Origin of the sequence: Shimia thalassica, from assembly GCF_001458215.1 — a bacterium.
GTDB classification, from domain to species: Bacteria; Pseudomonadota; Alphaproteobacteria; order Rhodobacterales; family Rhodobacteraceae; genus Shimia; species Shimia thalassica.
The window spans coordinates 1,301,506-1,319,889 of record NZ_CYTW01000001.1 but is presented as its reverse complement, the minus strand read 5'-3'; the positions used below and the strand labels follow the sequence as shown (position 1 = coordinate 1,319,889).

Genomic DNA, 18,384 nt, shown 5'->3' with positions numbered 1-18,384 from the left:
CTTCCGGTTGCCGCCGCGCCCCAAAAGGCGCAGCGGCGTTTCGCATTACATCTTGCAGTCGCCTGCATAGGCATCCGCATGGTTTTCCAAAGCAGTACCAACGATTTTGTTGGTATAGACGTCACCTTCCTTGATGACCTCGCGCACATAGATGTTTTGCACGGGATGGTGGTTGGGCCCAAAGGCAAAATCACCACGTACCGAGTCGAACTCGGCGGCTTCCAGTGCCGCACGGAATGCGTCCTGATCCTTGACGTCTGCCTTGCCGGCGGCCGAGATCAAAAGATTGGCCGTATCAAACCCTTGCGAGGCATAAAGCGAAGGCAGGCGCCCGTATTCCGCCTGAAAGCTGTCGACAAAAGCGCTGTTGGCGGCATTGTCGATGTCTTTATTCCACTGGCTGGTGTTGATCACACCTAAAGCGGCCTCGCCAACGGCTTGCAGGATACCCTGATCAAAGCTGAACGCAGGCCCCACAACCGGCAGGTCAACACCGCTGTCTGCATATTGCTTCAGGAAGGCGATCCCCATGCCGCCGGGCAGGAAGAAGAACACGCTATCTGCGCCGGATGCACGGATTTGCGCAATCTCGGCGGCATAGTCTGTCTGTCCCAGCTTTGTATACGTTTCACCCGCCAGATCGCCGCCATACATGCGTTTGTATCCGGTCAGCGCATCTTTGCCTGCAGGATAGTTTGGCGCGAGGATAAAGGTATTTTTGTACCCTGCCCCTTTGGCATAGGCGCCGGCTGCTTCGTGCAGGTTGTCGTTCTGCCATGCCACGTTGAAATAGTTCTTGTGACAGCGTTTGCCGGCCAACGCGGATGGCCCTGCGTTCGGCGACAGATAGAATTTGTTCTGAGCCGTCGCCGCAGGCACAACGGCCATGGCGAGGTTTGACCAGATAATACCGGTCAGCACATCAACCTTTTCGGACTGGATCATCTTGTCGGCCAGTTGCACCGCGATATCGGGTTTGCGCTGGTCGTCTTCGATAACAACTTCGATGTCGTCGCGGCCCGATTGCTTCATCGCCAGCATGAACCCGTCGCGCACATCAATGCCCAGACCGGCCCCGCCACCAGAAAGCGTCGTGATCATACCAACCTTGAGACCTTCGGCGTGGGCCCCAATAGCCAGCGCAGACATGGCGGCTGCCAATGCAATGGATTTTAGCTTCATTCTTTGTCTCCCAATTGTCTTATTAGTACATGCGTTTTCGCATTGTTCTTGTCGTATGTCCCAATCCCGCTGTGCCATGGCACATCGGGCGGGGGTATCGCCGACACTGTTAAACATTTCGATTTGATTCACAACGCGAGAAGCCCCGCAATGGGATTGCCTTGGGGCGTTGCACAGTTTTTGCCTCAGTTCCCTGCAATCTTGAGACTGACAGGCAGTCCGGGACGCAAAACGCCAGATGGATTTGCGAATTCGATCAGAACAGAGCCTTCGCCCGTTTCGGGGTTCAGCTCGTATCCAACCGCAACAGGTTTGCCCAGATGTTCGAAGGTTGCGCCGTCTGGCAAAGACAACTCGAACTTGAGGTTGCGCACATCTTCCAGAGAATAGTTTCCGGCCTGAAGCCGCGCCAAAGCTGTATCAAGCGCCACTTTCATACGCACATGAATGGGATCCAGCTGCACAATACTTGCAATTGCGCCGCTCAGTGCCACGCTAAAGTTTGTGCCGGAATGGACCTTGGGGGCGGAAATCATGCCCGACAATCCGGCGTGAATGCTGTGGAAAGACTGGCGTTTCTCGGCGATGCCCAGTTCGAGCTTTTCCGCTTCAAGACCAAGAACCGCCATCTCGTGCGCAAATTTCACGTCACTGTAAACGGCTTCGGAAACGGCATTCCGTTTGATCAGTTCCTCGTGCCGTTGCAGATCTTCAAGACTTTGGGCAAGAACGGCCTCGGCGCGTTTCAACTCTGCTCTTGCGAGGGCAAGCTCAAGCTGGCTTTGGGTGTCGTCTATTTCGACAAGCAACGTGCCTTCCTGAACATACATGCCTTCCGAAAAGTGTATGGCGGATATGCGCCCGTCAATTGCCGAGGACACCTCCCACGTTCGTGCCGCGGTCACGACACCTTTGGCAACTCTGGTCTCGTTCTGGGCGGCGGCATTGTTTGGCGAGACAAAAGCAAGCCCGCCCACAAGGATGGCAATGAAGGCTCCCATCGTTAGAACTCGCACGGCTTTCTCCAAATAGTCGCTGTCTTTCAAAACGATAGCACCACAGGACCGTTTTGCGACCATTATTTCTGATTATGGGTCGATCCTTCGCCCATTTCACCATACAAGGCGGAATGGATACTCAGGACAAATTTGAAATCTTTCTGGTCGCCCCTCCCGGCCTCGAGGATGTGCTTTGCGCCGAAACCCGCGCCGCAGGTTTCCCCGACCCCAAACAGGTGCCCGGTGGCGTCACGTTTGATGGGCACTGGCCCGACGTCTGGCGCGCCAACCTTGTCTTGCGCGGGGCCACGCGTGTTCTGGCGCGGTTCGGGTCTTTTCGGGCGTTTCACCTTGCGCAGCTCGACAAACGGTCGCGCAAATTCCCTTGGGGAGATGTCCTGCCCAAAGGTGTGCCGGTGCGTGTCGAAGCAACCACATCGAAACGCTCAAAAATCTATCATGCCGGCGCTGCGAAACAGCGTGTGGAAAAGGCACTGCACGAAGAACACGGCGCCATCATCTCGAACGAGGCCGAGATCCAGATCAAGTTGCGCATAGATGACAACAACTGTGTGTTCAGCGTCGACACCTCAGGGGAAACCCTTCACAAGCGCGGCCACAAAGAAGCGGTTGCCAAGGCTCCGATGCGCGAGACCCTTGCCTCTTTGTTCCTGCGCCAGTGCGGGTATGACGGCACGCAAACGGTCATGGACCCCATGTGCGGATCGGGCACGTTTGTGATCGAAGCGGCAGAGATGGCGATGGGCCTTTATCCCGGACGCAGCCGCAGCTTTGCCTTTGAACACCTTGTCCCGTTTGATCCAGACATGTGGAAAGACATGCGGGCACAGACCGGCCCTGTTCTGTCAGACGCGCGTTTTTACGGCAGCGACCGGAACGAAGGCGCGATCTCGGCCAGCCGCGCCAATGCCGCCCGCTCGGGTGTGCAGGAGCGTGTCCAGTTCGACTGTAAAGCCGTGAGCGAGATGCAGCGCCCTGACGGCCCACCCGGAATAGTAATCGTGAACCCGCCGTATGGTGCGCGGATCGGCAACAAGAAGTTGCTCTATGCGCTTCACGCCGCTTTCGGGGATCGTTTGCGCGAGGCCTTTGGCGGCTGGCGCGTGGGGATCATCACCACTGATGCGAGTTTGGCCAGCGCCACAAAACTGCGGTTCAAGAAACCCGGCCCGCCCGTGCCGCACGGGGGACTCAAAATCAAACTCTACCAGACTGACCCCTTGCCCTGATCCGACGCATTGGGACAATTTTTCCGCCAGCGCGCCGTTTTCCAAAAGGTGAGGATTTCATCAGGGTCATTTTGACCAATTTCCGGTAACATGGGACATTGTGGGTTTTCCCGTTTCCTTTCATGTGATTTGAACAGGTATCTCACGCGGACAGACCGCCCCCAACGACCCAGAAACACGGAGCACGCCCCTAAATGTCCGATTTATGGAATGGACTGTGTCAGGCGTTCTGGATGGTGGTGACACTGGACGCGGACCTTGTCGAAATCACGCTTCGGTCCTTGCGCGTCACACTGTCGGCATTGCTAATCGCCTCGTTGATTGCCCTGCCCCTTGCCGCATTTCTGTCTGTGCGCCGGTTCCGGTTTCGCCGTGCCACCATTGCTGTGATGAACGCCTTGATGGGGTTGCCGCCGGTGGTGGTTGGCCTGCTCGTCTATATCGTGTTGTCGCGATCCGGTCCCTTCGGCGTCTTTGGCCTGTTGTTTACGCCCACAGCGATGATCATCGCTCAGGTGATCATTATCGTTCCCCTGATTGCCTCGATTGCACATCAATCCTTGCGTGAATTGTGGTCGGACTATCACGACCTTCTGATTTCCATGAACGCCACCCAATCCCAACGTGTGCGTGCCATCCTCTGGGACGGGCGTCGCGCCTTGTTAACGGCGGCCCTTGCCGGATTTGGACGCGCGATAGGAGAGGTCGGGGCCATTATGGTCGTCGGCGGCAATATCGATCACGTAACGCGCGTGCTGACCACTGCCATCGCGCTCGAGACAGGCAAAGGTGATTTTGCCTTGGCGCTGTCGCTTGGCTTTGTGCTGATCGCCATGGCCATCGCGGTCAACATCGCGATCCACTGGTTGACCCGCACCGAACAAGAGGGGCGCTGGTGATGCCATTGATGCCGCTGACCGTCAAACAAGCCGTTTCTCGCAGACGCGGACAGGTTCTTGTTGGACCTGTCGATCTTACGCTGACCCCAGAAGGCGTCACGATTGTGATTGGCCCCAACGGGTCGGGCAAGACATCTTTGCTGCGGATGCTGCACGGGATTGCGCGTCTTAACGCGGGAACGATCGACTGGGCCTGCCCACTGGAAGAAGCCCGCGAAAAACAGGCCTTTGTATTCCAGACGCCGGTGATGATGCGCCGTTCGGTGCGGGACAATCTGGCCTATCCTCTTCTCTTGGGGGGCACCCCCAAACAAGAAGCCCGCAACAAAGCCGAACATTGGGCCGAGAAAGTCGGCCTTGGCAATTTCCTGACCCGTCAGGCCACGGTCCTGTCAGGTGGAGAACGTCAGAAACTGGCGATTGCCCGCGCCCTGATCCGCGACCCCGAGGTTCTTTTTCTAGACGAACCCTGCGCAGCGCTGGACGGGCGCGCGATGCGGGAAGTCGAGGAAATCCTGCAAACTGCCGCAAAGGGCGGCACACGGCTGGTCATGTCCACGCATAACATGGGACAGGCCCGCAGGCTGGCCACTGAAGTGGTGTTCATGTTGAACGGCAAAATCCACGAATGCGCCCCTGCAGCCACATTTTTTGAAACGCCGAGCACACCACAGGCACATGCCTTTCTCAGAGGAGATATTGTCGAATGAAACGCTTTTTGATGGGGGTCGTCGCAACAGCGGTTCTGACCACCTCAACCTTGGCTGATGAAATGAAAATGGCGGTGACAACATCGTTCCATAACTCTGGTCTTTCGGACATTCTACTGCCCGAAATCAAGAACGACCTCGGGATCGATGTTCACCTTCTGATCGTCGGAACGGGCCAGGCATTGCGCCTTGGCGCGGCGGGTGATGTGGATGCCATTCTTGTTCATTCGCGCAAAGCCGAAGAAAAGTTTCTCGCAAATGGCAGCGGCACGCATCGCCGCGAAATCATGTATAACGACTTTGTTTTCATTGGCCCTAAGGACGACAGCGCCAGCATCGCAGTTGCGACGGCTGCCACGGATGCCCTGAACAAGATCGCAGACACAAGCGCCTTGTTCGTCAGCCGAGGTGATGACAGCGGCACCCACAAAAAAGAACTGAGCCTTTGGAGTGCTGCGGGACTTGATCCCGAAACCTTTGGAGACTGGTATCGTGCCGTTGGTGCGGGAATGGGCGCCGCGTTGAACACCGCGTCAGGTATGAATGCCTATATCATGGCGGACCGTGCCAGCTGGCTCAACTTCCAGAACAAGGGCGATCTGGCCCTGCTGTATTCGGGTGACCCGGTTTTGTTCAACCAATACGCCTATATTCCGGTGAACCCGGAAAAGCACGCCCATGTCAAAGCTGATCTGGCGCTCAAGCTGGAAAACTGGCTGGTGTCGGACAAAGCCAAAGACCTGATCAACACCTATAAGATCAACGGAGAAACCTTGTTTGTTTTCAACGCGGAACAATAAGGTCTCGACCATGGCAGACTGCAAAAAGGCGCCCCATGAGGCGCCTTTTTCATACCCTTAGTCAGGCGATCCATGCACAGCAAACGCTTCAAGCTCTGCGTCTTGGGGCTCAATAACGCGGTATGCCTCACGCACCCCCGCCTCGGACAATTCACGCGCGACCGTCAACAAGGTGTTTGCCGCGTGTTCGTCACACAGATCAACCATATGAGACAGTTCCTGCTCGGCCACGGGACGTGCAACTTCGGGCGATGGCGCCCCGTAGAAGTCGACAAAATGCTGGGCCAGCAGCGTGGTCAGTGTTTCCAGCTCGTCCGGCTCGATCTGTGTCACGGCAACAAAGGTCACCCGCCCCGCCGTTTCCAGACCGAACCACCCATTGGCAAAGGCCTGTCGCCCTTTGCCGGTCAGGTCGGCTTCGGTCCAGTTCGAAAACTCGAACCCGCCAGACACGCACCATTCACCCGTACGCGCCGGTGAGTGGAAAACATGCTGGTCGCTTTCGTCAAAGTGGATGGCGCGGGCAAGATTCATCGCTGGCTCTCCAGAAGTGTTGTTAATGGGATCATCTGGGTGGTGTCTCCGGTGCGCAAGAGCATTCCAAAGTCTTCATCCACCCCCAAAAAGCTGCCTTTCACATCACCAAAGACGATATCCTCGCCCATGTCCTGAGCAAGACCGCGCCACTCTGCATGCAGGGGCCGCGTTCCTTCGTCTTCCCAACGTGTGATCCAGTTCAGCGTATGGCGCGCCCAGCTTTCCAGCAGCGCATCGGCCGCAACATCTGCGCAGCCCTCGGCATAAAGGGCTGTCTCATCCGGTGTGTCGCCCGTTTCATCAGAGGCTGGCCACAGAGGCAGTTCAAGCCCGACAACAAGCCAGTCCGGCACAGATGAGGGATCATCTGTGCTGGCCGCGACCTGCAACCGTCCACATTTCGCACCATTCACACGCAAACCACCAGACCACTCGAGGTGAACAGCAACCTCTGGCGGGGCAAGCGCGCCCAAGGCATTCTGAAGACCGACACCGCAAAGAGGCAACATCGCCATGGCCTGTTGCAACGGCACTTCGGGGGCAAAAACCAAAGCGGCACGCACGGTGTCCGAGCCCAGATTATACACGACCAACCCGGCATCACAGCCAAGCGCGGCCCGCATACAGGCCGTTTCAAACGGATCTTCAGGACCCTGAACCGCAACTCCGGACATCAATGGGGGAAATGTGACGCCTGTCATACCACCCCGTCCGCAATAAGCGTTTTAGCCACATTTCGGAACGACTGCGCCTGCGCACTGTCCGGTTTTGAGGTCACAATCGGGGCCCCACCGTCAGAGGCCAGCCGGATATCCAGATGCAACGGAATCTCGGCCAGCAAAGGCACGTCAAGTTTTGCAGCTTCTGCGGCGACACCACCATGGCCAAACACATGCTCTTCATGGCCGCAACTGGAACAGATGTGGGTCGACATGTTTTCGATCATGCCAATAATCGGGATGTTGAGCTGGCGGAACATGTCGATGCCTTTGCGGGCATCCAGCAGCGCCACGTCCTGAGGCGTGGAAACCACCAACGCACCATCCAGAGCGAACTTCTGGCTCAAGGTCAGCTGAACATCGCCCGTACCCGGTGGCAAATCCACGATCAGCACATCCAAGGCGCCCCATTGCACCTGCATCAGCATTTGCTGCAACGCGCCCATGAGCATCGGACCACGCCAAACAACCGCCTGATCCTCGTTTGTCATGAGACCAATAGACATCATCGTGACGCCATGGTTGCGCATGGGCAAAATGGTCTTTCCATCCGGGCTGGCCGGACGTCCCGACACGCCCAGCATGCGCGGTTGCGACGGCCCATAAACGTCGGCGTCCAACAGACCGACGCGTTTGCCTTCGGCCGCCAAAGCGCAGGCAAGGTTGGCAGAAACCGTGGATTTCCCGACACCGCCCTTGCCCGAGGCAACGGCGATGATCCGCGCCACACCCGGCACCTTTTGCGGGCCTTCCGGCTGGGCCGCCTTGTGCTGTCCCGATTTAAGATCCGGCGGCGGCGCCTTGGCGCTGTGCCCTGTCAGGACAACCGACGCGGTCTCGACACCTGCAATCGCCTTGACCCGTTCTTCGGCTTGTGCCCGCACAGGCTCATATAGTTTTGCCTTGGCGGGATCGATTTCGAGGACAAAGCGCACGCTGCTGCCATCCACATTGAGGGCACGCATCACGCCGGACGATACGATATCACCCTGGCCAACAGGGTCTGCGATGTCTTTCAGGGCGGCCAGAACCACCTCACGAGTCACTGCCACAGTCTTACTCCTGCCCTTTGATGGAACCGGTCACGACGTGCTCGATCTCGAGCCCATCAATCGTAATGACGGCCTTTGCTTCAAAGGTTTTACCCTTTGTGTCTGCATCTCGCATTGCTTGCTCGATGGCTTGCTGAGAGGTCACACCAACCTGCTTCAGAAACTTGCGCATCGACATGTTGAAATCGTCGTCCATATGTCTTTCCTTTTTTGCGAACTTGACGTGACGGCCAGAGAGTTTCTACCATCCCATATGCTGTTACGTAAGTTGAAACTTGGTATCGTTCTGATTTGTCTTGGCTTTCCGGCCATCGCCGAGGATCGTCTTGTGCGCCTTGAGGTGCCTCAAACGCTGATCGACAGCGGATTGATTAAGCACATTTTGCCGCGTTTCTCGCTCAAAACCCAAGTGCGGGTCGAGCTGGTTCAAGAAGGCGCGCCGGCGGATATGCGGTTTGGCAGCACCGGAACAGCCATTTTCACCGGTCCTCAGCAAACCTGGTACATGGCGATCGAAAGCAATGATCATGCGGGCACGCAGAAACTTGCCGCATGGCTGACCTCGGACATTGGTATGCGCACGGTGACAGGTTTTGCGCCCGAAGGAACCGCGCTCTTTTCGTCGCCGCAACCCGCCGATGTGGTGGAGATCACTTATGACTATGACGGGGACGCCGAAGAAGGACGCCGTGTGTCGATGACCATGTGTGGCCGCTGTCATGTGGTTGACCCCGACCACAGGATGAACGGCATCGGTTCGACGCCATCCTTCTTTGTGCTGCGCAGTTTGGAGAACTGGGATGAACGGTTTGAATCTTTCTACGCCCTGAACCCGCACCCTGCGTTCACGCAGATTGCCGAGGTCACGCCGCCCTTTCCCCACAACCGCCCGCCGCCCATTGTGCCAATCCAAATGACACTGGAGGACCTCGAAGCGATCCTCTCGTATGTGGCCTTGCTGGATGCAGCCGACCTTGGGGCGCCGTTGCAGCATCAGTGATCACGTCGCTTGCTGAGGTAATCCTCGGTGGTACGCACCCGCGGACGCTCGCCCCCTGCGAGGGGACTGTTTTCGGCATGATACTGGGCGCTGACACGGCAATTGTCGCACATCTGGATCATGCGCAAAGCCTCGGGATTTTGATACATCGGCGATCCGGTAAGCTTCTCGGTGATACGTTCGATTGTCGACTTCACACCAAACAACGCGCCACAATCAACACAAGCGAAGGGCTCTTCCTCTTGCAGGACAACCTGCTCGAGTGCGGACGGCGTCAGGTTAAGGCGCGGCTCGTAACTAATTGCGTTTTCGGGACAAATATTCGAACACAACCCGCATTGCAGACAGGCATCCTCTTGGAAACGCAGTTGCGGCTGATCGGGATTGTCGCCCAAGGCCCCTGACGGGCAAAGCGACACACAGCTGAGGCACAATGTGCAAGAGTCGCTGTTGACCACCACCGCCCCATAAGGCGCATTCTCGGGCAGCGGTACAATTTCATCCTCGGGAAGCAAGCTGCGCGCGGCCTGACGTGTGATCTGGCGACGTGTTCCCATGGGGCGGATCGGGTCATCAATAGATGTCCCAACCGACGCATCATAAAGGCGCGCCACCATCAGATCCGGATCCTGCTCGTCCAACAAGGTAATCTTGTCGCCAGCTATGGCCACGGCCAACGCGATCTCTTGCTCCAGTGGCGGGCGCTCTGTTGTTGGGCCCGGAACAATCCGGACATCCACAAAACCCGCCGCCAATGCAGCAAGAGCCTCGGCATGGCCAAATGCGTTGAGCGAGGTCACTTCAAGCGGAATAACATCTGCGGGCAACCCATGCCCATAACGCGCCGCCAAACGGATCATCTCTGATCCATGTTCATTCACCACCAAAAGCCGGGGCGCCGTTCCCGAAGCCGCAAGATAGGCACTTGCAAGCGTTTGAACGCGCCGGATGGTGTGATCGTGCGAAGGTGCATCATAGGAAATCGCACCGGAAGGGCACAGCGCGGCACAAGATCCGCAGCCCGCACAGACCATCGGATCAATCACCACGTGGTCGCCGCCCGGTACAATTGCACCTGTGGGGCACACATCAAGACAGTTGGTGCATCCGGTCTGATTGGCGCGGGAATGCGCACAGAACAAAGGTTCCACCCGCACATAAAGAGGTTTTTCAAACGTCCCAACCATGTGTGACGCTTCCAGAACGGCCGCAGCCACTTCGCCTGTGCTTTTGGGATCAGGGCGCAAATACCCGTCGCGTTTTTCATGGGCCGGAAACAGGGGCGTTCCCCCCGTCAAATCCAGAATGAGATCGCATTGCGACCGACCGCCATCGCGCGGTTCGGACAGAACACGTTCACCGCGCCCCCCCGGCGACACCTGCTGCAAAGCATCTATCGTCACTTCGAACTGACCAAACGCGCCGGTGGCGCGCCGCAGCTTGCCGCGCACGATATCAAAATCACGGGTGTCAGAAAGGTCACCGTCATCGGTCAGGAGGGCCGTTACACTCAGATGCGGGGCCAGTTGCGCCGCCGCAGCGAGCGCCGTTTCTGCGGGCCCCACGACCAGACAAAGCCCCTCGGAAAGCACATCTGCGGTCTTCATGTCGGGCGCAGGCATCAAAGCTTCGGCGGCCAATGCGGCCATTTTGGGTAGTTTTGACCGTTGGTCCGTGCTCCATCCTGCCCGATCTCTCAGGTCAAGAACCGCTGGTGCGGGGGCATCGATATCGGCTGCGAGCTCCTCGAAAAAGGCCTGTTCCTGGGTGCAACAAATAATTGCGTCACCCCCTGCAATGGCCCGTGCCGCGTCCTCGGATTGCCCCTGACACAGCCCTGAATGCACTTTTGAACAGCCCAATCCAGTGACCTCGGACAACGCCTCTGCATCGACCTCAAGACTCGCCTCACAATTGCATAAAATCAAGGACTTAAAAGCATCCTCTCGAGTCGATGTCTCGCCCATGAAACTCCCCTTTTCGGTCGAAAAACTCGGACAAACTAGGCATGATTCCCAGCTGCCGACAACCGATTTTCTTGCAGAGGCGGGTGGCGAATCACTGCCTCGAACAACGCAAGATTCGGCAATTTGCAGCTTCGGCCATAAACCAACTTTTTCTGTCGGTTTAGACAATACGTCCCCGTCGGCATACCGTGGCACACAGGCCTACCCAAAATGTCCAACCTCACAAGTTAATTCGCGAATGTCGAAAATCGGTCTTTGCCTGTCGCTTCCGCAAGGGCAATGCTGGGACCTAGAAATGCCAAAGGGGGACTCGGGAGGAGTGATCCATAATCCTGAAAAATACCAGACGCTGCCACTGGGTATCGTTTTGCGTCGCGCACCGGGGGTCACTCGTTGGGCCAAATGGTCGTGGAAAGCGATTGGCGTTTTACCGGGCGCCGGAGACGGCGATTGGCGGATCTTGCGGGAAGACGCGGATCAAACCGACTTTCATGCCGCCACTGTTACGCTGGAACTTCATGGTGCGGAAACGGATGCATATCTGCACGGTTTGAACGCTCAGGTCCCCTGCATCTATGTTGTGATGCGCGAATGCGATGGGCCGCATCCCTTTGATGTGGTTCTGGCCACCGCCTCGCCCTACGAGGCGCAGGATTATTCTGACAGCGGTGAAGAAATTGTCGAAAAGGTCGCCATGCCCGCAGGCCTTGAACGCTGGGTTCAGGATTTCGTGGATGCGCACCATGTCGAAGAAGTTTTCAAAAAACGCCGCCGTGACAAAAAAGATGTTACGCTGAGGGAAGATGGCATCGGGGATGCGCGTATCAAGCAGGTTGCTGATGTGTATAGGTCCCCAAGTGCCGCCCGTAAGGAGCGTTTGCAATGAGCCGAGATTTCTGGTCCCGCCGCAAAGCCGCCGTTGAAGCAGAACAAGCGGAAGACCTGCGCAAGGTCGAAGCGCAGGCCCTGGCCGAGCGCGATGCGTCGCTGGAAGAGCAAAGCGATGCAGAAATCCTTCAAGAACTTGGGCTGCCTGATCCGGATGAGTTGTGCGCAGGTGATGATTTCAAGGTCTTCCTGACCGAGACAGTGCCCGCCCGTATCCGAAACCGTGCCTTGCGCCGCCTTTGGCTAACCAATCCCGTTCTGGCCAATGTTGATGGTCTTGTCGATTACGGCGAAGATTTCACCGATGCGTCCTGTGTGATCGAAAACCTTCAGACGGCCTATCAGGTTGGCAAAGGGATGACCGCGCATGTCGACGAACTGGCGCGTCAGGCAGAAGCGGAAGCCGCCGCCGAGGCCGCAACGGAAGAGCCCGAAGCCCTTCCAGCCGATGATGTCGATGAGCAGCCTGCTCCCGCAACAGAACCCGACCCGATGATTGCGCACTCTGAAACTGCCGTGGCCCATGAGCCACCTGAGTTTGAAGAGACACATGATGACGCCCCCCTGCCCCCGCGTCGGATGCGCTTTGCATTTGATGACGCAGGAGCCTCCGCATGACACAGGACACAAATATGACCGCAACCGCAGAACTTCCGGCCGTCTCGCAAGAGGACCGTTTGCGTGCAGACCTCTATAACTTCCTTGGCGCTCTGTTGGCTGGCCCTCCGGACGACATGCTGTTGAGCCAGACCGCGGGTCTGAGCGGCGACGACAGCGATCTGGGCACGGCGATAAATGCGCTGGCCAAGATCGCGAGCCTGAGCAAGCCCCCGACTGTCGAACGTGAGTTCAACAAGTTGTTCATCGGCTTGGGTCGCGGCGAACTTTTGCCCTATGCCAGCTACTATATGACGGGCTTCTTGAACGAAAAGCCGCTGGCCACCCTGCGTCAGGACATGGCGGCCCGGGGTCTGAGCCGTGCCGACAATGTGTACGAGCCCGAAGACAACATCGCCTCGCTGATGGAAATGATGGGCGCGTTGATTGTGGGACGTTTTGGAACACCTGCCACGCTGGCAGACCAGAAAACGTTCTTTAACCGCCACATCTCTCCGTGGGCGGGACATTTTTATTCAGATTTGGAAGCTGCCAAGAATTCGGTGTTTTACGCGGCGGTCGGCGCTGTCGGGCGCGTGTTCGTGGATATCGAAACCGAAGGCTTTCGGATGAGCGCGGAGTAATCCGCAATACCGGCGGGCAACCGCCACAACCCAAGAGAGGAGGACTCTCATGACCAAGAAAACCGAAGATGGTGCAAGCCGTCGCGATTTTCTGAAAATGGCTGCAACCGCTGCCCCTGCTGCGGCAGTGGTCGTTGCGACCACAGGGGGCGCAGCAGAAGCCGCAGAACCCGACCTGTCATCAGACAAGATGCAGGATACCGCGCACACCCGCGCATACTTTGACAGCGCCCGCTTCTAAAGCGGACGAGGTTTTCTGCCACAGGCGACTGGTTGCGATTGGCCCGACTGCCTGCGGTTTTCGTTAACCCAGCTAAGTTCCGATTGGGACAGCAAGGGAGGTTTAAATGCTTAGGAAAAAGACCAACGGGGTAGCGAGACGCCCCCAGCGGACAAGTATCCTGTCTGACGTCGCAGAGAAATCTGTCGACCGCCGCGCATTCCTGCGTGGCAGCGGTCTGGCCATTGGTGGTCTTGCCGCGATCAGCGCCACCGGTGGTACGGTGACGCAAGCCAATGCAGCGGCATCTGCTGCTGCGGGCACTGTAGAAACCATCAAGTCGGTCTGTACCCACTGTTCTGTGGGCTGTACCGTCGTAGCCGAAGTGCAAAGCGGCGTCTGGATCGGGCAAGAGCCCGGCTGGGACAGCCCGTTCAACCTTGGAGCGCACTGCGCCAAAGGTGCCTCGGTTCGCGAGCACGCCCATGGTGAGCGCCGCCTCAAGTACCCGATGAAAAAAGAGGGTGGTGAATGGAAGCGCATTTCATGGGAGCAGGCGATCAACGAAGTCGGCGACCAGATGATGCAGATCCGCGAAGAAAGCGGACCTGACAGCGTCTACTGGCTCGGCTCGGCCAAACACAACAACGAGCAGGCCTATCTGTTCCGCAAGTTTGCCGCCTATTGGGGCACAAACAACGTGGATCACCAGGCCCGTATTTGTCACTCGACTACAGTTGCCGGTGTTGCGAACACCTGGGGCTATGGTGCGATGACAAACTCGTACAATGACATCCACAACTCCAAGGCTATCTTCATCATTGGTGGCAACCCGGCCGAAGCACACCCTGTTTCGCTGTTGCACCTGTTGAAAGCCAAAGAGCAGAACAATGCGCCCGTCATCGTTTGCGATCCGCGCTTTACGCGGACTGCGGCACATGCGGATGAATATGTGCGCTTCCGTCCCGGCACCGACGTTGCGCTGGTTTGGGGCATTCTCTACCACATCTTCGAAAACGGTTGGGAAGACAAAGAGTTCATCCGCACCCGTGTTTGGGGCATGGACCAGATCCGTGAAGAAGTGCGCAAATGGACACCTGAAGAAGTCGAACGCGTCACTGGCGCGCCGGGGTCTCAGCTGCGCCGCGTTGCACGTACCATGGTCAACAACCGTCCTGGCACCGTAATCTGGTGTATGGGTGGAACACAGCACACCAACGGTAACAACAACACCCGTGCATATTGTGTTCTCCAGCTTGCCTTGGGCAACATGGGCACAAGCGGCGGCGGCACCAACATCTTCCGCGGCCACGACAACGTACAGGGTGCAACCGACCTTGGCGTTCTGTCCCACACCCTGCCCGGCTATTATGGCCTGTCAAAAGGCGCATGGGCACACTGGGCACGTGTTTGGGAAGAAGAAGGCGACTGGCTGACTTCTCAGTTCGACATGCTCAAAGGGAAAGATGGCAAAGAGAAAAGCCTTCAGAACCTGAAAGGTATTCCCGTGTCACGTTGGATCGACGGTGTTCTTGAAGACAAGGACAATATCGATCAGCCCAACAATGTGCGCGCCATGGTTCTGTGGGGCCACGCGCCCAACTCGCAAACCCGTGGTACGGAAATGAAAACGGCGATGGAAAAGTTGGACATGCTGGTCGTGGTTGACCCGTATCCCACCGTTTCCGCCGTTATGCAGGACCGCACCGATGGCGTTTACCTGTTGCCCGCCTGTACCCAGTTCGAAACACGTGGCTCTGTCACCGCTTCGAACCGGTCGTTCCAGTGGCGCGATCAGGTTGTCGATCCGTTGTTCGAATCCAAACCAGACCATGAAATCATGGGTATGTTCGCCAACAAGTTCGGCTGGGCCGATCGTTTCTTCCGCAATATCGAAATGGAAGACGAGAACACCCCGAACATCGAAAGCGTCACCCGCGAGTTCAACAAAGGTCTCTGGACAATCGGTTATACCGGCCAGTCGCCCGAGCGTTTGAAAAAGCACATGGCGAACCAGCACACGTTTGACCGTACAACGCTGCAAGCGATCGGTGGACCGGCTGATGGGGACTATTATGGTCTGCCATGGCCGTGCTGGGGCACACCCGAGATGAACCACCCGGGGACGCCAAACCTCTATGACATGTCCAAACCTGTGTCTGAAGGTGGCCTGACATTCCGTGCCCGTTTTGGTGTGGAACGTGATGGTGACAACCTTCTGGCCGAAGGCGTCTATTCGGCGAATTCGGAAATTCAGGACGGCTATCCGGAATTCACCATGCAGATGCTGATGGATCTTGGATGGGATGGCGACCTGACAGACGAGGAACGTGCCAGCATTGATGCTGTTGCAGGTCCCAAGACCAACTGGAAAACCGACCTGTCCGGCGGCATCCAGCGGGTTGCGATCAAGCACGAATGCGCACCCTTCGGGAACGCAAAAGCCCGTGCTGTTGTCTGGACATTCCCCGATCCGGTGCCGCTGCACCGCGAGCCTCTCTATACGCCGCGGCGCGATCTGGTCGAGGATTATCCAACATACGAGGACCGTCAGTCCTATCGTCTGCCGACCTTGTATGCATCGATCCAGAAGAACGACTTCTCGAAAGACTATCCGATCATCCTCACATCCGGCCGTCTGGTCGAATATGAAGGTGGCGGTGACGAGACCCGTTCGAACCCATGGCTGGCCGAACTTCAGCAAGACATGTTTGTCGAAATGAACCCGCGTGACGCCAATAACCTTGGTGTGCGGGACGGCGCGCAAGTCTGGGTCGAAGGCCCTGAAGGCGGCAAGGTCAAGGTCATGGCACTGGTCACGGAGCGTGTCGGTGAAGGCGTCGCCTTTATGCCGTTCCACTTTGGCGGCCATTTCCAGGGACAGGACCTGCGGGACAAATACCCCGACGGCGCCGATCCCTATGTGCTGGGTGAATCAACAAACACCGCCCAGACCTATGGCTATGACTCGGTAACCCAGATGCAAGAGACGAAGACCACGCTCTGCAAAATCTGGTCAGCGTAAGGAGAGAGAGATATGGCAAGAGCAAAGTTCCTCTGTGACGCCGAACGCTGCATCGAATGCAACGCCTGTGTCACCGCCTGTAAGAACGAGCACGAGGTGCCGTGGGGGATCAACCGCCGTCGCGTGGTAACCCTGAATGACGGTAAACCGGGCGAGCGTTCGCTGTCGGTGGCCTGTATGCACTGTTCCGACGCGCCATGTATGGCCGTTTGTCCGGTGGATTGCTTCTATCAGACCGATGACGGTGTGGTGCTGCACTCCAAGGACCTGTGCATCGGGTGTGGTTATTGCTTCTACGCGTGCCCATTCGGCGCGCCGCAGTATCCACAGGCTGGCAACTTTGGAAGCCGCGGCAAGATGGACAAATGTACCTTCTGCGCCGGTGGCCCCGAAGAAAACCACTCGAATGCTGAGTTCGCCAAGTACGGCCGCAACCGGATTGCAGAAGGCAAATTGCCAATCTGCGCCGAGATGTGTTCGACAAAAGCCCTGCTTGCCGGTGACGGCGATGTGGTGTCGGCGATCTATCGCGAACGTGTTGTGGCCCGCGGCTTTGGCTCGGGCGCCTGGGGTTGGGGCACTGCCTACGACCAAAAAGGCGGCTAACTTCGGCAACCGTTAAACGGGCGGCCCTGTGATGGGGCCGCCCTGTTCCTCTTTATTAGAATTCTTATCCAAGGAGGGTTGCCGATGCTTCGCATGGCACTCGCACTTGTCCTGTCGCTGATTGTTGCCATTCCGGCACTCGCACAGGAATCCGACCGCACCTCGACCGGTGGTGCACAAACACTTGAAGATATCATGGCACGCCAGTCGGGCCAAAATGTGGACAGCACCTTTCGCAGTGGCAACACTGGCGATGATGCTCGGGCAAAAGACATGCGCGAGCAATTGGGAACGCTTGGCGGCGTCTCGGACCCTGAACTGTGGCGGGCTGTCAGATATGGATCGGCAGACACCCGCGTATCGAACCAGAGCGAGGCCGCAGACGTTCTGATGCAGGACGGCGGCATGTGGTGGCTGACGTTCCGCGACGGCCCTGTTCGTATCTATGGTGGATGGCTGTTGCTCGGAACAATTGGCGCACTGCTTCTGTTCTTCCTGCTGCGTGGCAAAATCGGCATCGACGAGCCGATGACAGGGCGCACCGTGACCCGCTTCAAGGCGATTGAACGCTTTGGCCACTGGCTTTTGGCGGGTTCCTTTGTTTTGCTGGGCTTCACCGGTCTGTTTGTTTTGTTCGGCCGCAGTTTCATCGCGCCCTATCTGGGGAAAAGCTTCAATTCGAACCTGTTGATCTGGTCAAAGTTCGTTCACAACAATGTCGCCTGGGCCTTTATTCTGGGGCTCGTGATGGTCTTTGTGATGTGGGTCGTACACAATATCCCCAATAAGACCGACATCACCTGGTTGCGTCAGTTCGGCGGCATCATCGGCAAAGCCCATCCTCCTGCGAAAAAATTCAACGCGGGTCAGAAAATGATCTTCTGGTCGGTGATCCTGTTTGGCACATCGATTGCGGTTTCCGGTGTTTCGTTGCTGTTCCCATTCGAACTGCCGCTGTTTGCGAAAACCTTTGCGATGCTGAACTGGACCGGCCTGCCCGAACTGTTGGGCTTTGGTGTTCTGCCGGAAACCATGTCGCCTCAGGAAGAGATGCAATTCGCACAGCTTTGGCACGCGATCATGGCGTTCGTTCTGACGGCGATTGTTCTGGCCCACATCTATATCGGATCGGTTGGCATGGAAGGTGCCTATGACGCGATGGGATCAGGGGAAGTTGACGAAGCTTGGGCACATCAGCACCACTCGATCTGGCTGGATGAAGTCCTCGAAGACGAAAAGAGCGCCGCCAAAGCCAAATCGGGCAGCGCAACCCCCGCAGAGTAAACCAAG

At 57.3% G+C, this 18,384-nt stretch carries 19 protein-coding genes; 12 read left to right on the top strand and 7 right to left on the bottom strand.

What is annotated here, in order from left to right; genetic code table 11:
- Nucleotides 1-45: 45 nt before the first annotated feature.
- Complete coding sequence (locus PH7735_RS06110) at nt 46-1,182, bottom strand: ABC transporter substrate-binding protein (RefSeq protein WP_058310392.1); 1,137 nt, start codon at nt 1,180-1,182, stop codon at nt 46-48.
- Nucleotides 1,183-1,367: 185 nt separating this feature from the next.
- Complete coding sequence (locus tag PH7735_RS06105) at nt 1,368-2,198, bottom strand: efflux RND transporter periplasmic adaptor subunit (RefSeq protein WP_158503186.1); 831 nt, start codon at nt 2,196-2,198, stop codon at nt 1,368-1,370.
- Nucleotides 2,199-2,311: 113 nt separating this feature from the next.
- Between PH7735_RS06105 and PH7735_RS06100 the strand changes: the two genes are divergently transcribed.
- From PH7735_RS06100 to PH7735_RS06085, 4 genes are all read left to right on the top strand, one after another.
- The gene (locus PH7735_RS06100; RefSeq protein WP_058310390.1) at nt 2,312-3,430 is read left to right on the top strand and encodes a THUMP domain-containing class I SAM-dependent RNA methyltransferase; all 1,119 of its coding nucleotides are present in this window, start codon (nt 2,312-2,314) and stop codon (nt 3,428-3,430) included.
- 194 nt (nt 3,431-3,624) lie between these two features.
- Nucleotides 3,625-4,329 (top strand): ABC transporter permease, encoded by a 705-nt coding sequence (locus PH7735_RS06095; protein ID WP_058310389.1) that lies wholly within the window; start codon nt 3,625-3,627, stop codon nt 4,327-4,329.
- Nucleotides 4,329-5,039, top strand: a complete 711-nt coding sequence (locus PH7735_RS06090; RefSeq protein ID WP_058310388.1) for an ATP-binding cassette domain-containing protein — start codon at nt 4,329-4,331, stop codon at nt 5,037-5,039. Before PH7735_RS06095 ends, PH7735_RS06090 begins: the two co-directional genes overlap by 1 nt.
- A complete protein-coding gene (locus tag PH7735_RS06085) occupies nt 5,036-5,839 on the top strand; it encodes an ABC transporter substrate-binding protein (protein ID WP_058310387.1) in 804 nt (267 codons plus the stop codon). Before PH7735_RS06090 ends, PH7735_RS06085 begins: the two co-directional genes overlap by 4 nt.
- Nucleotides 5,840-5,896: 57 nt before the next feature.
- Here PH7735_RS06085 and PH7735_RS06080 read toward each other — a convergent pair whose 3' ends face one another.
- From PH7735_RS06080 to PH7735_RS06065, 4 genes are read right to left on the bottom strand one after another with little or no spacing between them, the layout of a single operon-like run.
- A complete protein-coding gene (locus PH7735_RS06080; protein WP_058310386.1) occupies nt 5,897-6,373 on the bottom strand; it encodes a DUF6505 family protein in 477 nt (158 codons plus the stop codon).
- Nucleotides 6,370-7,077 (bottom strand): biotin/lipoate--protein ligase family protein, encoded by a 708-nt coding sequence (locus PH7735_RS06075; RefSeq protein WP_058310385.1) that lies wholly within the window; start codon nt 7,075-7,077, stop codon nt 6,370-6,372. Before PH7735_RS06075 ends, PH7735_RS06080 begins: the two co-directional genes overlap by 4 nt.
- The gene (locus PH7735_RS06070) at nt 7,074-8,147 is read right to left on the bottom strand and encodes an Mrp/NBP35 family ATP-binding protein (RefSeq protein ID WP_058310384.1); all 1,074 of its coding nucleotides are present in this window, start codon (nt 8,145-8,147) and stop codon (nt 7,074-7,076) included. Before PH7735_RS06070 ends, PH7735_RS06075 begins: the two co-directional genes overlap by 4 nt.
- Nucleotides 8,148-8,151: 4 nt before the next feature.
- Nucleotides 8,152-8,343 carry a DUF6494 family protein gene (locus PH7735_RS06065; RefSeq protein ID WP_058310383.1) on the bottom strand — a complete coding sequence of 64 codons (192 nt, stop codon included), beginning with the start codon at nt 8,341-8,343 and terminating at the stop codon, nt 8,152-8,154.
- Nucleotides 8,344-8,400: 57 nt separating this feature from the next.
- On the opposite strand from PH7735_RS06065, the gene PH7735_RS06060 reads away from it, so the two are divergent.
- Nucleotides 8,401-9,147, top strand: coding sequence for a hypothetical protein (locus PH7735_RS06060; RefSeq protein ID WP_058311169.1), 747 nt, complete (start codon nt 8,401-8,403; stop codon nt 9,145-9,147).
- Here the strand turns inward: PH7735_RS06060 and PH7735_RS06055 are convergent.
- Nucleotides 9,141-11,114 (bottom strand): 4Fe-4S binding protein, encoded by a 1,974-nt coding sequence (locus tag PH7735_RS06055; protein ID WP_058310382.1) that lies wholly within the window; start codon nt 11,112-11,114, stop codon nt 9,141-9,143. The genes PH7735_RS06060 and PH7735_RS06055 overlap by 7 nt on opposite strands.
- 295 nt (nt 11,115-11,409) lie before the next feature.
- On the opposite strand from PH7735_RS06055, the gene PH7735_RS06050 reads away from it, so the two are divergent.
- The 7 genes from PH7735_RS06050 to PH7735_RS06020 all read left to right on the top strand — a co-directional run bounded on the left by PH7735_RS06050 (nt 11,410) and on the right by PH7735_RS06020 (nt 18,378).
- The gene (locus tag PH7735_RS06050; RefSeq protein ID WP_058311168.1) at nt 11,410-12,000 is read left to right on the top strand and encodes a DUF3305 domain-containing protein; all 591 of its coding nucleotides are present in this window, start codon (nt 11,410-11,412) and stop codon (nt 11,998-12,000) included.
- Nucleotides 11,997-12,620 (top strand): DUF3306 domain-containing protein, encoded by a 624-nt coding sequence (locus tag PH7735_RS06045; protein WP_058310381.1) that lies wholly within the window; start codon nt 11,997-11,999, stop codon nt 12,618-12,620. The genes PH7735_RS06050 and PH7735_RS06045 overlap by 4 nt, the downstream gene beginning before the upstream one ends.
- The gene (locus PH7735_RS06040) at nt 12,617-13,243 is read left to right on the top strand and encodes a TorD/DmsD family molecular chaperone (protein ID WP_058310380.1); all 627 of its coding nucleotides are present in this window, start codon (nt 12,617-12,619) and stop codon (nt 13,241-13,243) included. The genes PH7735_RS06045 and PH7735_RS06040 overlap by 4 nt, the downstream gene beginning before the upstream one ends.
- 49 nt (nt 13,244-13,292) lie before the next feature.
- A complete protein-coding gene (locus tag PH7735_RS06035) occupies nt 13,293-13,484 on the top strand; it encodes a twin-arginine translocation signal domain-containing protein (RefSeq protein WP_058310379.1) in 192 nt (63 codons plus the stop codon).
- A 106-nt stretch (nt 13,485-13,590) separates the two neighbouring features.
- Entirely contained in the window at nt 13,591-16,488 is a 2,898-nt protein-coding gene (locus PH7735_RS06030; protein WP_058310378.1) for a formate dehydrogenase subunit alpha, read from the top strand.
- Between the two features lie 12 nt (nt 16,489-16,500).
- Nucleotides 16,501-17,094, top strand: a complete 594-nt coding sequence (gene fdh3B / locus PH7735_RS06025; protein WP_058310377.1) for a formate dehydrogenase FDH3 subunit beta — start codon at nt 16,501-16,503, stop codon at nt 17,092-17,094.
- Nucleotides 17,095-17,178: 84 nt separating this feature from the next.
- Nucleotides 17,179-18,378 (top strand): formate dehydrogenase subunit gamma, encoded by a 1,200-nt coding sequence (locus tag PH7735_RS06020; protein WP_058310376.1) that lies wholly within the window; start codon nt 17,179-17,181, stop codon nt 18,376-18,378.
- Nucleotides 18,379-18,384: the final 6 nt, after the last annotated feature.

Excerpts from the sequence above, each read along its gene's own strand:
- PH7735_RS06110 (WP_058310392.1), bottom strand. The coding sequence starts at position 1,182 with ATGAAGCTAAAATCCATTGCATTGGCAGCCGCCATGTCTGCGCTGGCT.
- PH7735_RS06100 (WP_058310390.1), top strand. The coding sequence starts at position 2,312 with ATGGATACTCAGGACAAATTTGAAATCTTTCTGGTCGCCCCTCCCGGC.
- PH7735_RS06095 (WP_058310389.1), top strand. The coding sequence starts at position 3,625 with ATGTCCGATTTATGGAATGGACTGTGTCAGGCGTTCTGGATGGTGGTG.
- PH7735_RS06090 (WP_058310388.1), top strand. The coding sequence starts at position 4,329 with ATGCCATTGATGCCGCTGACCGTCAAACAAGCCGTTTCTCGCAGACGC.
- PH7735_RS06085 (WP_058310387.1), top strand. The coding sequence starts at position 5,036 with ATGAAACGCTTTTTGATGGGGGTCGTCGCAACAGCGGTTCTGACCACC.
- PH7735_RS06080 (WP_058310386.1), bottom strand. The coding sequence starts at position 6,373 with ATGAATCTTGCCCGCGCCATCCACTTTGACGAAAGCGACCAGCATGTT.
- PH7735_RS06075 (WP_058310385.1), bottom strand. The coding sequence starts at position 7,077 with ATGACAGGCGTCACATTTCCCCCATTGATGTCCGGAGTTGCGGTTCAG.
- PH7735_RS06065 (WP_058310383.1), bottom strand. The coding sequence starts at position 8,343 with ATGGACGACGATTTCAACATGTCGATGCGCAAGTTTCTGAAGCAGGTT.
- PH7735_RS06060 (WP_058311169.1), top strand. The coding sequence starts at position 8,401 with ATGCTGTTACGTAAGTTGAAACTTGGTATCGTTCTGATTTGTCTTGGC.
- PH7735_RS06055 (WP_058310382.1), bottom strand. The coding sequence starts at position 11,114 with ATGGGCGAGACATCGACTCGAGAGGATGCTTTTAAGTCCTTGATTTTA.
- PH7735_RS06050 (WP_058311168.1), top strand. The coding sequence starts at position 11,410 with ATGCCAAAGGGGGACTCGGGAGGAGTGATCCATAATCCTGAAAAATAC.
- PH7735_RS06045 (WP_058310381.1), top strand. The coding sequence starts at position 11,997 with ATGAGCCGAGATTTCTGGTCCCGCCGCAAAGCCGCCGTTGAAGCAGAA.
- PH7735_RS06040 (WP_058310380.1), top strand. The coding sequence starts at position 12,617 with ATGACACAGGACACAAATATGACCGCAACCGCAGAACTTCCGGCCGTC.
- PH7735_RS06035 (WP_058310379.1), top strand. The coding sequence starts at position 13,293 with ATGACCAAGAAAACCGAAGATGGTGCAAGCCGTCGCGATTTTCTGAAA.
- PH7735_RS06030 (WP_058310378.1), top strand. The coding sequence starts at position 13,591 with ATGCTTAGGAAAAAGACCAACGGGGTAGCGAGACGCCCCCAGCGGACA.
- fdh3B (WP_058310377.1), top strand. The coding sequence starts at position 16,501 with ATGGCAAGAGCAAAGTTCCTCTGTGACGCCGAACGCTGCATCGAATGC.
- PH7735_RS06020 (WP_058310376.1), top strand. The coding sequence starts at position 17,179 with ATGCTTCGCATGGCACTCGCACTTGTCCTGTCGCTGATTGTTGCCATT.